Origin of the sequence: Oceanibaculum pacificum, from assembly GCF_001618175.1 — a bacterium.
Classification (GTDB): Bacteria; Pseudomonadota; Alphaproteobacteria; order Oceanibaculales; family Oceanibaculaceae; genus Oceanibaculum; species Oceanibaculum pacificum.
Window position 1 is genome coordinate 27,715 of sequence record NZ_LPXN01000103.1, and the last position, 15,245, is coordinate 42,959.

The 15,245-nt window shown below is 61.2% G+C and carries 11 protein-coding genes; 8 read left to right on the top strand and 3 right to left on the bottom strand.

Going from position 1 to position 15,245, the window contains the following annotated elements:
• Window positions 1–103: 103 nt before the first annotated feature.
• On the bottom strand, window positions 104–799 hold the full coding sequence (locus AUP43_RS09010; RefSeq protein WP_084462673.1) for a helix-turn-helix transcriptional regulator: 696 nt from the start codon (window positions 797–799) through the stop codon (window positions 104–106).
• Between the two features lie 343 nt (window positions 800–1,142).
• On the opposite strand from AUP43_RS09010, the gene AUP43_RS09015 reads away from it, so the two are divergent.
• From AUP43_RS09015 to AUP43_RS09030, 4 genes are read left to right on the top strand one after another with little or no spacing between them, the layout of a single operon-like run.
• Entirely contained in the window at window positions 1,143–1,976 is an 834-nt protein-coding gene (locus AUP43_RS09015; RefSeq protein ID WP_198154861.1) for a CsgG/HfaB family protein, read from the top strand.
• Window positions 1,977–1,978: 2 nt separating this feature from the next.
• On the top strand, window positions 1,979–3,022 hold the full coding sequence (locus AUP43_RS09020) for a hypothetical protein (protein WP_067555462.1): 1,044 nt from the start codon (window positions 1,979–1,981) through the stop codon (window positions 3,020–3,022).
• Window positions 3,023–3,082: 60 nt separating this feature from the next.
• Entirely contained in the window at window positions 3,083–3,505 is a 423-nt protein-coding gene (locus tag AUP43_RS09025) for a hypothetical protein (protein ID WP_157089290.1), read from the top strand.
• A gap of 30 nt (window positions 3,506–3,535) precedes the next feature.
• On the top strand, window positions 3,536–4,471 hold the full coding sequence (locus AUP43_RS09030) for a tetratricopeptide repeat protein (RefSeq protein WP_067555466.1): 936 nt from the start codon (window positions 3,536–3,538) through the stop codon (window positions 4,469–4,471).
• A 114-nt stretch (window positions 4,472–4,585) separates the two neighbouring features.
• Here AUP43_RS09030 and AUP43_RS09035 read toward each other — a convergent pair whose 3' ends face one another.
• Window positions 4,586–5,317 (bottom strand): Crp/Fnr family transcriptional regulator, encoded by a 732-nt coding sequence (locus AUP43_RS09035; RefSeq protein WP_067555480.1) that lies wholly within the window; start codon window positions 5,315–5,317, stop codon window positions 4,586–4,588.
• Window positions 5,318–5,492: 175 nt separating this feature from the next.
• Here AUP43_RS09035 and AUP43_RS09040 point away from each other — a divergent pair, with 175 nt between their 5' ends.
• Together AUP43_RS09040 and AUP43_RS09045 are read left to right on the top strand one after the other, a co-directional pair.
• A complete protein-coding gene (locus tag AUP43_RS09040) occupies window positions 5,493–5,729 on the top strand; it encodes a hypothetical protein (protein ID WP_067555469.1) in 237 nt (78 codons plus the stop codon).
• Window positions 5,730–6,662: 933 nt separating this feature from the next.
• Window positions 6,663–7,001: a glutathione S-transferase C-terminal domain-containing protein gene (locus tag AUP43_RS09045; RefSeq protein ID WP_067555471.1), complete on the top strand. Its 339-nt coding sequence runs from the start codon at window positions 6,663–6,665 to the stop codon at window positions 6,999–7,001.
• Window positions 7,002–7,156: 155 nt separating this feature from the next.
• Here the strand turns inward: AUP43_RS09045 and AUP43_RS09050 are convergent, their stop codons facing one another.
• The gene (locus tag AUP43_RS09050; protein ID WP_157089291.1) at window positions 7,157–8,158 is read right to left on the bottom strand and encodes a hypothetical protein; all 1,002 of its coding nucleotides are present in this window, start codon (window positions 8,156–8,158) and stop codon (window positions 7,157–7,159) included.
• Window positions 8,159–8,446: 288 nt separating this feature from the next.
• Between AUP43_RS09050 and AUP43_RS19575 the strand changes: the two genes are divergently transcribed.
• Both AUP43_RS19575 and AUP43_RS09060 read left to right on the top strand, forming a co-directional pair.
• Window positions 8,447–11,158 carry a beta strand repeat-containing protein gene (locus AUP43_RS19575; protein ID WP_067555477.1) on the top strand — a complete coding sequence of 904 codons (2,712 nt, stop codon included), beginning with the start codon at window positions 8,447–8,449 and terminating at the stop codon, window positions 11,156–11,158.
• A gap of 445 nt (window positions 11,159–11,603) precedes the next feature.
• Window positions 11,604–15,245: beta-propeller fold lactonase family protein (locus AUP43_RS09060; RefSeq protein WP_157089292.1), on the top strand; the 3,642-nt coding region annotated here is incomplete at its 3' end.

The window sequence follows — 15,245 nt, forward strand, 5'->3', positions numbered from 1 at the left end:
TTGCTTTTATGTAGCCGCTCGGCTCCGGGATGCGATGCAAATTGCCGTCACTACCTCGTAAGAGTGCCCGTTTAAGAGTGACCGTCCCGCTATCGCTTATCCATCATACGTGATTATCCAGCAGCCGGCGCGCGAGCTGCGGCCGGTCCAGGGTTTCACGGCCGGGCTTCAGATCGGGATGGGGGGCTACGCCCTGCTGCAGGGCGAAAATCGCCGCCGCCGTGCGGTTTCGCAGGCCCAGCTTGTTCAATAAGGCGCGGACCAGCATTTTCACATAAGCCTCGTTGCGGTCGATAACGCCGGAAATCTGGCGATTGGTGCCACCGGCCAGAACACAGCGCAACACCATGATCTCCGTCTGTGTCAGTCGTTCCAGCCTTTGCCTTTGCTTGCTGCGGAACGAGTCCATCACCGTGGCCGGCAGTGTCAGATAGCCGGCGCGCGCGATGGAAAGCGTTGCCGACAGGCGGCACATCGGCTGCTCGCTCATCAGGATGCCGTGAAACGGGCAGCGCCGTTCGAACAGCTTCGGCAGATCCTGTTGCCGGGCGAGCGCTACCACCAGGCGATTCGTCAGCGCCTCGGTCTGTGCCGGGGAAAGCGGGCGTGCCGCCCGCAGCAACTCATCCGCATCGACGAACAATACGTCGGCCATCAGCGCCGCCTCGGTCCAACTGCCATCATGACCGGGACGCCGGAAGTCGATGACAGTCAGCCCCTCCGCACCCAGTTCAAGCATCAGGTCGTAGGCGCTGTCTTGTCGACGTGTAACGACGAAGGCTGTCGGTGCTGCCTTCATGCCAACCACCCTCAGGTTCAGGTGTGGAGCAGATGAGCCTGCTCTACATGGGCCAATGTACCAATTCTGCCTCAATTAATTGCATGTATCGATACACTATTAAGGTGTAAATGTTATTAATTCAGAATTATAAGTAGCAAAAAACTGTAAAACAGCCGTTATTTATTTTATAAAAAATAAGTAAATACCCCAAAAGAAATAGAATTTTCTATTTGTGTCTTAAATTACCACTTCTACTCGCATCTCTTTTTTGCGGTCTGATCGTATCATCACTTCATCGCTATTCGGACATGTGGCCGGGTCAATCGTCATCCTGCCGTCCGTTGAAAAAGGGGATGAACCCGTGAAGACGCAACGAATTTTAATGGCCATGAGCATGACGGCTCTTCTTGGTGCCTGCCAGGCCAGTGCCACGAAAGATCATGTCGAGCCAATCTTCACCGCCCCGGTGACGAACAACTCAACGCCCTATACGCGCTGCCTTGCCTCCCTGCAGAAAGTCCCGGGCAATAATCTGCCGGTCTTCGCGGTGGGCGAGGTGTCCGACAAGACCGGACAGATCGACCGGGAAACCTATTCCCACGTGTTGAGCCAGGGCGTCTCCGAAATGGTGATGAGCGCCCTCTATAAGACGGGCAAGACCCGGCTGGTGGAGCGCTTCGATCTTCGCGTGCCGCTGGCCGAGATGAAGATGTCCGAGCAGAAGCTCACCAACCGCCCGCTGAACACGGCGACGCGGCCGATCCGGGCCAGCGATTTCGTGCTGCTCGGGGCGCTGACGGAGCTGAATTACAACATCGTCAGCAGTGGTGCAGGCCTCTGGGTCGCCGGTATCGGCGCCGGGGTGCGCACGGTCATCATCAATGTCGGCCTGGATCTGCGGGTGGTGAATTCGCAGACCTTCGAGGTCGGCTACGTCAGCACGCTGCAAAAGCAAATCTACGGAATTGAGGTCGAAGCGAACGTCTTTCGTTTCTTCGGCACACAGCTCGTCGAGTTCGATGCGGGTCGTATTCAGAACGAACCGCTTCAGCTGGGCGTGAGGTCCGTCGTTGAGATGGCCGTTTACCAGATCATGACGGAGTTTTTGGGTCTTCCTCGGGATGAAATGTGTTCGCTCGAAGAGACCAACCAAATGGACCGCTACCTGGAAAACCGTACAGCTAAGGAGAGTTAACTATGACTAGCAAATTCAAAGGCGCCCTGCTCGCAGGCGCATCCGGTCTCGCCGTTGCGTTCGTTATGACGGCACAGCCGGCCCAGGCTTTCGACAAGGTTGACTGGACCTGGAATGCCGACGTGACGCAGCGTGTTCGCGCCAATGTCGACATCAACATCGCCCTCGACCCGACGGGTCTGGCCATGGTGGAGGATCTTCAGGTCTCCATCGGCGACCTCACGGCCCGCTCGGTCGTGAACGGCGTGAACAACAACCAGCCGAACACCGGCGGCACTGGCCCGCAGGTCGTCGATCTGGGCATCCTGGAATTCACCGGTACCCGCGATCTGCAGTCCGGTGAAGTCACCAGCACGGGCATTGCGACTGACGTGGCCAACGAGAGCACTTTCTCCAATGGCACCGTCAACACTCTGGGCGACGGCGTGACGATGAACTTCGACCTGGGCACCATCACGGTTGCTGCGCAGCCGGGTACTGGTTCATTCAATGCCCTGTCTGACCTGCCGGAAGTTATCAGCGCCGCCACGGCGGTTGCCAATAACACCAGCATCCAGGCCGATACCTCGGTGCAGCTGCACGAAGGCCAGTTCGCCATGGGCAGCAGCAACGTCAGCGACTCTGATGCCAACAGCCTGGGCGAGCTCGGTGTGGTCCTGGCCAATGGGGACGTCAATTCCAACCTGATCGGCGCCGCGCTCATCGGCACCGGTGCTCTGACCGGCGCCATCAAGCCGGCCGCCATCAGCGCCGTCTCGTCTGTGGCGAACGTGCTGAATGCCTCGGTTGACAGCGCTGCTACCGCTGTGGCCAACAACCTGACCGTGACGGTGGAAGCCGTTGGCGACGATCGCGCTCTGATCGCCGACGTCGTCCAGGTCGCCATCGCGGATGTGTCCGCGACGTCGTCCGTCAGCAACCTGAACGTCAACAGCTACACCAATCTGGGCCGTCTCGACGCCCCGATGGTCAGCTCTGTCGCCAGCGCGCTGGGCAACAACAAGTCGATCACGGTTCGTGCCCCGGTGGTCGTCGTTACCCCGTAAGGCCAACACAGGGAACGGGGGAGAAATCCTCCGTTCCCTCTTTTCTTTCAGGAGGATGATATGTCCAGAATTTCCCTGCAGCCATTGCGCCTTGCCGGCTTTGCCGCGGGTCTGCTCATCGCCAGTACCGGCGTCTCGCAGGCCCAGCAGATGGGCAAGGCCGCCTGGGACTTCACGCCCCGCTCCACGTCCTTATCCGCACAGTTCGATTTTCAGGGCCGCATGACCGAGACCGCTGCCGCCATGGGGGCGCTGCAGCAATATGTGACGAACTACAATTCCAGCTCCACCTCGATCGGCAATCTGAACGAGATCAACCAGATCCTTTCCGAAGGGTCAAACGGCTATCTCGACACAAATTCCCTTCAGGACAGCAACGGTAGCCAGGATTCCGCAGCGGATACCGATGTGAAGATCGACAATTCCCTCAGTGTCGTGCGGCGACGCGAGCCGGGTACGCCCCCGCAGCCCGCCGTCCGTTAACCAGCCGAATAATCAGGAGAGGAGAAAACCATGCGCTTTATCGCCAAATGCCTGGGCCTGTTTGCGGTCATCGCCCTCATCCTGGTGGCTACATGGGAAACCCGCGCTCAATCCACCGGCCCAGGCAAGGCCGAGGCCGACAGGATCGTCCAGAACCTGATCATCGCCGCCAAGCAGGGCGATCCGCAGGCCCTGTTCACGCTGGGCAGCCTGGTTCTGACCGGCAAGCTGCAAGGCGAGGCGCCGGCCAAGGCCGTGCCGATGTTGACCGAGGCCGCCAATCGCGGCCATCCCGACGCGGCCTTCGTCGTCGGCATGCTGTATTACAAGGGCACCATCGTGCCGGGTGACAAGCAGCGCGCCCAGCAATATCTGAAGATCGCCTCTGGCAAGAATCACCCCGAGGCGCAGAACATGTTGGGCCAGATGCTGTATCGCGGCGACGGCATCCCCGCCGACCCGAAAGCGGCTCTGGCCATGCTGCAAAAAGCGCAGCAGAACGGCTCCGACGCGGCGGCCGTCAATCTCGGTACGCTCTATGTCGAGGGCAAGGGCGTCAAGCGCGACCCGGCCAAGGCGCTGGCGTTGTTCCGGCGGGGTGCCGAGGCCGGCCTGCCGGGCGGCCAGTATAATCTCGGCTGGATGTATCAGCAGGGCGAAGGCGTGAAAGCCGATCCTGTTCAGGCGGCGCAATGGTACGGCCTGGCGGCAAAGAGCGGCTATCCCTCCGCTCTTTACAATCTGGGCCTTCTGCATCTGCACGGCGCGGGCGTTGCCAAGGACATGGTGGAGGCGATGAAGTTCTTCATGCTTGCGGCCGCCAGCAACGAGGATATGGCGGTGAAAAGCCGGGCCAGTGGCGCAGTGCGCGAGCTGGCGGGTGCCCTTGGCGAGACCCAGGTCTCCGATGCGTCCGAAGCCGCCAAGATGTGGGCCATGCGCAACCAGTGGGCCCAGCGGCAGTAATGCCCTGCGGCCCCGGCGGGCGCCCCTGTGGATGACACAGGTGGGCAGCCCCGGTGAAAACAGCAGCGCCGGCTCCCGCGGTACTGCTGTTTTTACTGCGTTTAGGGGCAAACCCTACCGCAACAGCGGCCCGTCATGATCGAGATAGGTCGCGTCGAATCCAGCCAGTTCAGCCAGGGCATCGATATTGTGGAAGGTCACCCGGCCCCTCTGAAACGTGACCAGACCGTCGTGGCGCAGGGTTCGCAGGACCCGGTTCACATGCACGGCGCTGAGCCCCAGCGCATCGGCAAGAAGATACTGTGAAAGCGGGCAGTCAAATCCCGTCCGGTCGCCCTGACCCACCAGCATCAGCCGCGCGCTCATTTCCAGAAGGAAATGCGCCATGCGCTCTTCGCCGTTGCGGCGGCCGATGCTGACCAGATGCTCCACCACCATCGCCTCATCGCGCGATGCAGCCCAGAGGACGGCTGTCGCCAGACGCGGCGCGCGCTGGAAGGCATCCAGCAAATCTGTCGCCAGGATCTCCGACGCTTCGATCTTCGTGACGGGTTCGACATTGTGGTCCGATGTGCGGAACAGGATGCTGCGCAGACCGAAGAAATCTCCCGGAATCTGGAAATCCACGATTTGCCGTGTGCCGCCTGGCAGCATCTTGTAGGAACAGGCCCAGCCCTTGGCGAGGACATAGGCAGACTGGTCAGACTGTCCCTGATGCACCAGATCCTTGCCGGCCACAAACCGGCGTCGTCGGCGGTGGAGCGCCTCCAGCGTTTCCAGTTCTGTGTCGGTAAGCAGCACGAAAGAGCCAAGCTTTCGGGCAAGAGGGCTGTCTGCGATCTGCATGGGTTCCTCGTCGATAACGAGCGCTATCATTGAGTCGCCCTTCCACAGCGGGCGACCCTGCCGGAAAAAGAACCTGACCATCCTGCTCTGAAGCAGTTAATCATATTTTTTTTCTGCCATTATGGCGATGCGATTCAGGCGCAATCTGCGCATCTTCGTAGAAAGCAGTACTCCAATGTCCTTACTCAACGATGTATCCGGGACGGCAGCGCTCACGATCTGCGAGTCGCTGCTGCTGGCACTGAATGATCGGAAAATCCTGCCCGAGACCGAAATTGTCGGAATTCTTGAGGACGCCGCAGCGGCGCATGCGAATGTGCCGGATACTGACCCGAAGTCGGATCTGCATGCGGCCGTCGTCATCCTGATCAACAATATTCTGGCTGGCGGGAATTCCGTTCGCCGCCGCTGAAATACGGCGACAGGGCGCCCGGATGACAGCAGGCTTTCGGCCCTGGAGAAGGTCATGACGGGTGTGGGCATCGCGTCCCTTCTGATCATCTGATGCCAGAGCTGCGCGACAGCGCAGTGTTGGATTGCGTTCCCTACGCGCACGACTGGTTGCGCCACGCGCTCAGCGCCGTATGTGTCGGCTCGTCGAGCCTGATAAACACTCGTTGAGTGTCTTGTCTTCTAGCGACTCCGTCCAGCTCGCGCACTGATGCAGGTTAGCTGTCAGCCCGCATGGCGCGCCAACTCGCACTCTTGACTCCTCAAGAACGGAAACAACACAAGCTATCCCTGACGAAAATTTACAGGCTCAATTCGATAATAATCAGATAATCGAGCTGACCTAGCCCAACGGTCTGCACTGCCCCACGGATCGAACGCAGTTTGCCGATAGAGATATCTCTCCCTCGCTCAAAGCTACTCTCGGTGGATTCACGCCCCCGCAACCAAATTAAGCCCGCAATGTCATAGACTTGCGGGCTTTGGCGTGTCTGGGCCACAGCCCCGGCCGGCCGGCGTGGAAGCACTATGGAAGCAAGCGGAAGAGGAAATAGGAGGGGTTGGTGCGCTATTGATATGTCCCCAGGGTGGGCAGAGTGGGGCTAAATGTAGACATTGCGGCCTCTGCCAATAGCTGACATTTGCTAATTAACTACGATGTGTTGCCGCGTTTATTCGCAAGCCTACCCTTTCGGTTGCGGCGCGAATCTAGAATGTTACTCCTGATGCTCGTCTACCGGTGAGGCCAGCATTGCAATCAGTTTCTCGCGTTGCTTCGCAGCCCACTTAAGGAACAGCGCCCCTGTGGGTGTCGCGAACATTGGCTTCACGGTTTGCAGAAATGTCTCGTATTCGTCTTTCGGGAGGCAGCTCGCTCCCCACAAAAAGCGCTGACATGCATCCCATTAACAACAACCGCGTTCGGCGGTATCTCACCGACGTCGTGGGAGCCGAGGAGGCGCAGGTATTTACCTGGTATCGTCACTGGGTGCAGCAAGGGCTCTCCAGCCTCGAGGAACAGCTGGCGCAGCGGCCGGTGCAGTTCCGGTTCTGCTTTGGCGGACAGCCCGGCCTGGCCGATGCCTGCCTCGTTCCGCAGATAGACAATGCACGGCGGTTTGACTGCGACCTGTCGCCCTATCCCCGCCTAGTGGCGGTCGATGCCGAGTGCCGCACCCTTGAGGCCTTCAGGCAAGCGGCGCCGGCGATGCAGCCGGATTATCCAGAAGAATGAGGGCGCCCTGACCTAAGCTCCGATGAGCCTGCGGCGGATAGAAGATGACATTCCGAACTTCTTTATGGTGGCCCCGGCCTGTATGGGCGATGCGGCCCCACCACCGCCTTCGTCCGTGCCATGCCCTGAGGTCGGCCCGCTTGTGGCCGCACGCATTATTCCGTTCGGGGCATGTCGTAGAGCTTCTCGATCAGCGGTGCGATCAGGGAGAGGGGCGTATCGATCAGGCCGCCATCCGCATTCAGGTAGTCTCGCAGTTTTTCGCTGAGCTGGACTACCCGGCTTCCGGAAATGCCTATGGCCAGCAGGGTCTGGCACAGGATTTCCGGCTCGTCCGGAATATAGCGGCTCAACCCCATCAGCGCCTTGGGCGCCACCGGGTCGGCTCGCAGGCACAGGATACGTGACGCGGTGGGGCGCATGTCCAAATCGTGGCTCGCCGCGCCGTTGAAAATGCCGAACAGGGCCAGAGCCGGGGCGGGCGGTATCTGCAGGCTGAAGCTGATGAACATCTCATCCTCGGCATTGATCGCCAGCGCCAGCACATTGCGTCCGATCCGCTGCAGGGCGCCGGTCATCACCAGCAAGCCATCCGGCAGGTTTTCCTCATAGCGCATCGCCATACCGGTTCCGGTATCAGGCGTTATCGTCAATATGCCAACTAGAAGCCAGCCGCGCCGGCTTGGCGCCCAGGCCTGGGAGATCGCCAGGTAACGGCCGGCCAGATAAGCCGGCGGCCGCGTCGTCGAGGATGGAGCCGGGGCAGGGATCAGGGATGCGGGCTGTATCGTCCGGCTTGCGGGAACAAGGGCTGTTGCCTGGCCCAGTTCCTCGGCCAGCGCGCCGCGCCGGGGCTCGATCATGGCGCGGAACTCGGCAAAACTGCAGTTGCGCACAGCCTCCCCGGTAACCGGCAGGTCGAGCAGCCGGGCGATGTCCTCGTAGATGCCGGCATCGCGCGGGCTAGAGCGGCCCTGCAGCCATTTATAGGCGCGTTGCGGGTCATAGCCGGTCTGCGGATTCAGCGCCTTGAAGCGGGCATACATCTCCTTCTGCGTTGCACACCCGGTGATGATCTGAACCAGACGAAGCTTCTGTTGAAAATCAATACTCATCGGCACCTGGTGGTCAAAAGGCAAAGTTGCACGCGATTCCAATTTCCAAAATTGGAATTTGGAGGGTGGCACCTATGAGCGTGATTTCAAGTAGAATAATTTATGATTGGTTTCTCGGTATATAAATTTCTGTAATAATTTCTAAAATAAGAGTGATTTTCTGCTTTGCAGAGAGCGAGTGAAATCCCTGAATAATGCGCGGTTTTCAATATAAGATTGATCGCATGAACTGGTAATTTTATCTTTTTTGGAAGTGCGCTTTTCTTCTTCTGCAAATTCTCCGTTAATCCGCGCCATGAACTGAACTGCGGATTCCTGGGAGACGCGCACATGGCCACCTATAGCGTCGCAACCGAAGCGGAGCTGCGCGCCGCGCTGGCTGCCCAGCAGAATGGCGACAGCATCATTTTCACCGCCAATATTTCGCTGGCGACGGACGATCTGCAGGCGGTCACCACCGCGCTCACCGTCGATGCCGCCGGCTTCACCCTGTCGGGCGGCGCGCTGCGTATCGGCGATGGCGGCACGGCCGGCAGCCTTACCGGCGGCGTGGGGGCCGCGGCGACCGGATATAGCGGCACCATTGGCGATACCGGCAGCGTGGGCACCGCATCGGCGGCGCTTGCCGGGGCCGGTGCGACGCTCGCCATCGGCACGGGCAGCACCGTTACCGGCGGCACCGGCGGGGCGGGGCGCGCGCTGGTTGCCGGGGATGCGCAGAGCGTCACAAGCACCACGCTGGGCATCAATGGTAACCTGGATCTGGGCGGTCAGGGCTTTGCCCTCACCGACCAAATACTTGTGAGGCTTGGCTTTTTCCACGCCGCCAATCCGCTCAGTTTGAATGGTGAAACTCTTGCGTCCCTTGCCGCCGCGATTGCGGCCCATATCCCGACCATCTCGGTCAGCGCCACCACCACCGGCATCAACGACACGCTGACCATCAGCCAGGGCACGACGGTCATCGAGACCATCACCTTGGCGAACAATATTGGCACCCCGATGTCGGGTCTGGGCTTTGCGGGACCGTTCCCCCAGGTGATCGCGCCCTTGTTCGAGGATGGCGGCGTCGGCGGCACCGGTGCTTCGGGCGCTGCCATCGCTGCTGCGGGCGCGGGCGTTTTCGAGATTGCCGGCACGCTTCGCGGCGGTGTCGGCGGCGCCGGCGGTGGCACGCTGTTCCGTAGTGGCGATGGCGGTACTGGCGGTGCCGGCGGTGCCGGTATCAGCCTTGGGGCCGGCGCCTCGGCCACCATCACCAATTCCGGCACGATCGAAGGAGGTGTCGGCGGCGCGGGGGGCGCTGGTCCCGTTGATGGCAGTCTCGGTCATTCTGCACAGCTCGGCAATGCCGGCGCCCATGGCGCGGGCGGGGTCGGCATCACCGGCAGCGGGCTGACCATCACCAACAGCGGCACCATTGCCGGCGGGCTGGGCGGGGACGTCACGACGCGCGCCAATGCCATCGACTTTACCGGCGGCACCAACACGCTGACGCTGGAGACCGGCTCCAGCATCACCGGCAATATCGGCCTTGCCGGCGCGCTGGAACTGTCGAGCGCCATCACCATGACGATGGCCAATGTCATCACCGGCACCGGCGCGCTGGAGAAGACCGGCGCGGGCGTCCTGACGCTGAGCGGCGCCAATACCTATACCGGCGGAACCACGGTGTCTGCAGGCACGGTGAAGCTGTCGGGCGGCGTTGCCCTCGCCAATGGCGGTGCGGTGACAATCGCCTCCGGCGCGGTGCTGGATATGGACGGCACGACGGAAACCATCGGCACCCTATCGGGCGCGGGCAGCGTGTCGCTGGGCGCGGGAAGCCTGACCACCGGCGGTACCGGCGCCACCAGCTTCAGCGGCGTTATTTCGGGCAGCGGCGGTATCGCCAAGACCGGCACGGGCACGCTGACGCTGAGCGGCGCCAACAGCTATACCGGCACGACGATGATTTCGGCCGGCACGCTGGCGGTAACGGGATCGCTGGCCGGCGCGTCAGCCGTCACCGTGGCGTCCGGCGGCACGCTGGGCGGCTCCGGCACGGTGGGCGGCGTGACCGTGCAGAGCGGTGGCACCATCGCGGCCGGCACCAGCCCCGGCATTCTGAAAACCGGCGACCTCGCGCTGGATGCGGGCGGCACCGCCAGCTTCGAGCTAGATGGCACCACCGCCGGCATTCAGTATGACCAGATCGATGTCACTGGCACGGTCGACCTCGGCGGCGCCACGCTTATGCTTGAGATCGGCTATGCGCCAGCCAGCAATGCCAGCTTCATCCTCATCGAGAATGACGGTGTGGATGCCATCACCGGCATTTTCGACGGACTGGCAGAGGGCGCCACGGTCACGGCCAGTGGCTACAACTTCACGGTCAGCTATGCGGGCGGTGACGGCAATGACGTGCTGCTGACCTACGCCGCCCCCACGCCGCCCCCGGCTCCAGTGCACGATTCCGATATCGTCCTCATCCATAACCAGCCGACGTCGATCCGCCTGACCGGCACCGGCGGCAACGACATCCTTTCGGGCAATATCGGTAACGACACCATCAGCGGCGGTGCCGGCAACGACATCCTGTCCGGCAATGATGGCAATGAGTTCATCGATTTGACTGGCGGCGGCAACAATTGGGCGCAGGGGAATCGTGGCAGCGACACCATTATCGGCGGTGCCGGCAGCGACACCATCCGCGGCGGCAAAGGCCATGATTCGATCAGCGGCCAGGGTGGTGACGATGTGCTTTACAGCGGCCAGGGCAATGACACGCTGGAAGGTGGGGCCGGCGCCGATCTGTTCGTGCTGAAGGGATTCGATCCGGCCTTCCCCGGCGCGGCCCTGGCGCCGACTATCCTCGATTTCCAGCCAGGGAGCGACCGTCTGGCAGTGGAGGGGGCTACCCTGGCGGAACTACAGGCGGCTATTGCCGGCCAGACCGTCACCGACAGCGGCATCATCCTCTCCGTCGTCGGGGCCAGCATCACCCTGCTCGGCATCAGTCAACTCACCGCCGCAGATATCGACGCCGCCTTCTATGCCTGAGGCGGCCGGTGTCCTTCAGCCGAAGCGCGTGCGCCGTCCTGTCCGGTATTGTTCAGGTGCCATTGACGGGGAAATAGTCATCGGTCGGCAGCATGCCTGACATTCGTCTGCGATAAGCAGCCATTTCGTATTGGCCCATGGCTAGATCCCGCATAGGACTTTCGCAGAACGAATGGTTATTTATTTATGAGATGAGTATGAAGTGGTATTTGAATTAATTCAGATTCAGTAGAATTTATTCCAAAGACTTTGAAGATGGAATGTTGTAGGAGGATTTGTGAAGAAGGTCAATTTTGATCATAATTCATCAAAATCGACCATAATTCACTTGAATTGATCATTATTCATTAATTCTCTGTTTATTTTTAACTTCGTATATTCCCCGCCGGCAAGGCTGATGGATTGTCGGCCTGCATGCTGAGATCGTGCATAGGGGAACAAGAAAATGAACGTAAAGCCGGTCGTCGAGGGACGCTCAACCACATTGATCGTGACGTCTGCGGAGGATTTCGCGGACGGCAACGCCGCTACTTATGAGTTGGATGCCTCGGATGGGGCAGGCCTAACCCTGAAGGAGGCGCTGTACTGGGCGCAAGACGGCTACACCATCGTCTTCGCGTCGGACGTCACGCAGATCACGCTCGACAATCCGCTGGAGATCAGCAAGCAGGTTACCATCGATGGCGGCGGCACCGTGTCGATCACCGGCAAGGGAGTGCGGGTCCCCGTTGGGGTCGCCGACGACAAGGGCGGCGCCGTGCTGCAAAACATCATCCTCAAGGACATATCCGTCGTCGGCGATGAAATCATCGACAATAACGGTGTCCTGACCCTGCGCAATGTGACGATAGAAAACGCGATCGTCGACGTTACGGCAGATAACGCGACCGGCTTGGGGGTGGCCAATTTTCACAATGGCACGCTGTATGTGGAGGGCCTAATGATCAGTGGCACCGCGGTATCTACCGAAGGTGCTTCTTCTGCCGCGTATGTCATGCGCAACCAAGGCGTGATCCACGTCGCGGAAGGCGGGCTGACGCTGATCGACAATACCAGCCAATCGGACCAGTCAGCGGCGAATACCTTTTTCAATCTCAGCTTCGCCACGATCAATGTTTACGGTGAAGATCTCATTCAATTCACCGGCAATCACGCGAACGAAATACCGGACAATGCGATTTTCAATGCGCAGCCGTTTGCCGCCTCGGATTACACGCCGCCGAGCGGCGGGGCCGATGCCGGCGGCGTGACCGTCGATTTCACGGAAGGCGACGCGGCGGTCCTGATCGCCGAGGAAGCGACCATCGTCGACGAGGACAGCGCCGACCTGGCCGCACTTACCGTCACGCTCGACAGCGTCGATGACGGCAGCAGCCTGTCCATCGACGAGGATGCGCTCGCGCAGGTCAATCCGGCGATTGCTGCCGCCTATGACCCGGCGACGGGGATATTGACGCTGACCGCCGCCGATGGCGCTCCCGTCGCGGACTTCGAGGCGGCGCTGCGCCTGGTCGCCTACGCAAATGCGGGCGACGACCCGCAGAATCGCAGCATCAGCATCGTGGCGACCGACATGGAGGGGGGCGACAGCGAGCCCGAGATTGTCACGGTCGCGGTCGCCGGCGTGAATGACGCCCCGACGCTGGAGGCCGATGGCAGCACCGGCCAGACGGTGGGCGCCGGCCTCACCAGCGGCGGGGTCGCGCTGTTCGACAACAGCGTCATCGATACCGTCGAAGCCGGGCAGAAAATCTCCGAAATCCTGCTGAAGGCCACCGGGCTGGCCGATGGCGCGTCCGAAATTCTCACAGTCGACGGTACGGATGTGGCCCTGACCGACGGCAATAGCGCCGGGCCGACGAGCAACGGGCTTGTGATTGAGGTGGCGCTCTCGCACGGCGAGGCGACGGTCAGCATCCTCGCTTCCAGCCCGGTGGAAGTGCAGACCATGGCCGACATCCTGGACGGCATCGTCTATCGGAACGAAGCGAGCGCCGCCACCGGCAGCCGTGACTTCAGCCTGACCGGCATCAAGGACGATGGCGGCACCGATGATGGCGGCGTGGATAGCAGCCCGCTCAGCGACATCACCACGTCAATCGAGATCAAAGCGGCGCCGGTGATCAGTCTCGGCGGCGGGACGCCCAGCTATGGCGGCATGATCAAGAACGGGCAGGACGTCCCTTCCGACAGCCTGACCCAGATCAACAATCTGATCGTCAGCGACGACGGCAAGTCGGTCTATGTCGGCAGCTTCTATGGCGTGGCGCAGTTCGACCGCGATACGGGTAGTGGCCAGTTGACCTTCAAGCAGATGCTGACCGATGGAGAGAATGGTCACGATTCCATTTTGAACAGCACGGGGCTGTCCCTGTCGCCCGACGGTCTCTCCCTCTATGTGGCGGCGAACAGCGATGGCGGGCTCAACCTGTTCGACCGGGACGCGGCAACCGGGGATTTGACCTTCAAGAGCGTCATCCTCGACGACAATGTTCCGTCGCTGCAATCGGTGCGGACGGTCATCGTGTCGCCGGACGGCGCGCATGTCTACGCCGCCAGCGGCTATGACGGAAACATCACCAGCTTCGAGCGCGACCCGGCGACGGGCGAATTGACCTATATCGGCTCCATCCCCGATATCCTGGGAACCTCCGCCTCCGAATCCCTGGCTTTCTCGCCAGACGGGCTGACATTGTACTCCGTCAGCTTTCATGAAGACGCCATCGCCATTTTCACCCGCGATGCCGATACCGGCGCACTCACCCATGCCGGTTCCATCAAGCATGGCGATGAGGTGAACTCCGTTACCGTGGAGGGCATGGATGGCTCGACCGCTGTGGTCGTCTCCCCCGATGGCGAGCACGTCTATGTCGCCAGCAACAACAGCAGCACCATTGCCGTGTTCGACCGAGGCGGCGATGGCAGCCTGAGCTTCAGCACCGCCATCTATAATAATGGCCCCGACGGTAATATCGGCTTGATGTTCCCGAAGAACCTGACCATCTCGCCGGACGGCGATTTTCTCTACGTCGTCTCCAACGGCAGCAGCGCCCTCACCATTTTCGCGCGCGACGCGGCGACCGGGAATCTGACCTATCTCGACCACATCACGGACAGCCCGGCGACCGATGGGCTGGGGGGCGTGGGGGCGGTCGCCATCTCGCCCGACGGCCGCTCGGTCTATACCGGAGGCTATACTGATCAGGCCATTGTCACTTTCAGCAGCGGTGTGTCCTTCACGGAGAAGGGCGGGGCAGTGACGCTGGTCTCGGATGTCTCGATCTCCGACAATGACAGCGTCACCCTGGATCAGGTCACCTTGACCCTGTCCGCCACGCCGGACGATTCAGCCGAAAGCCTGTTCGTCGATGGCGATCTGCCGGCCGGCATCGTGGCCGATTACGAATCGGGAACGCTGACGCTGTCGGTCGCTGGCGGCGCCAGCCTAGCCGATTTTGAGCAGGCGCTGCTGCTGGTCAAGTACGACAATACCAGCGCCAACCCGACCACGACGGCTCGCACCGTCACCGTGGTGGCGACCGATGGCGACGGCACGGAGAGCGCGCCGAGCACGATCTCGATTGTCGTCACGGCCGTGAACGACGCGCCGGTCATCGCCGGCTTCGGCGGGTCGGATACGGCGGATAGCCGCGCGGTGACGATCTCCGCCGCCAGTGCGGGCATCTTCGTCGATGCCGGCACCCAGGCGAGCTACAGCGATGCCGACACCCTGTCGCTGGACGGGGCGGAAATGGAGATCAAGCTGACGGCCGGCAAGCAGACCGGCGACGATCTCTCCTTCGATGGAACGGTCATTTCCATCGAAGGCGACACCTCGCCCTACGATCTCGTTTATGATGATGGGCACCACGCGGTCACCATCGGCCAGATCGTCGGCGGCGGGTCGACTTTCTCCATCACTTTCAACGACCACGCGACGGCGGAGGCAGTCGACGCGGTGGTGCAGAATTTGCGCTTCACCGCCACCCTTGCCGGCGAGCGCAAGATCGGCATCACCATGACGGATAGCGATGGCGCCATGTCGGAGCAGGCCGTGGTGACCCTCACGGTCACCAATCCGCCCACC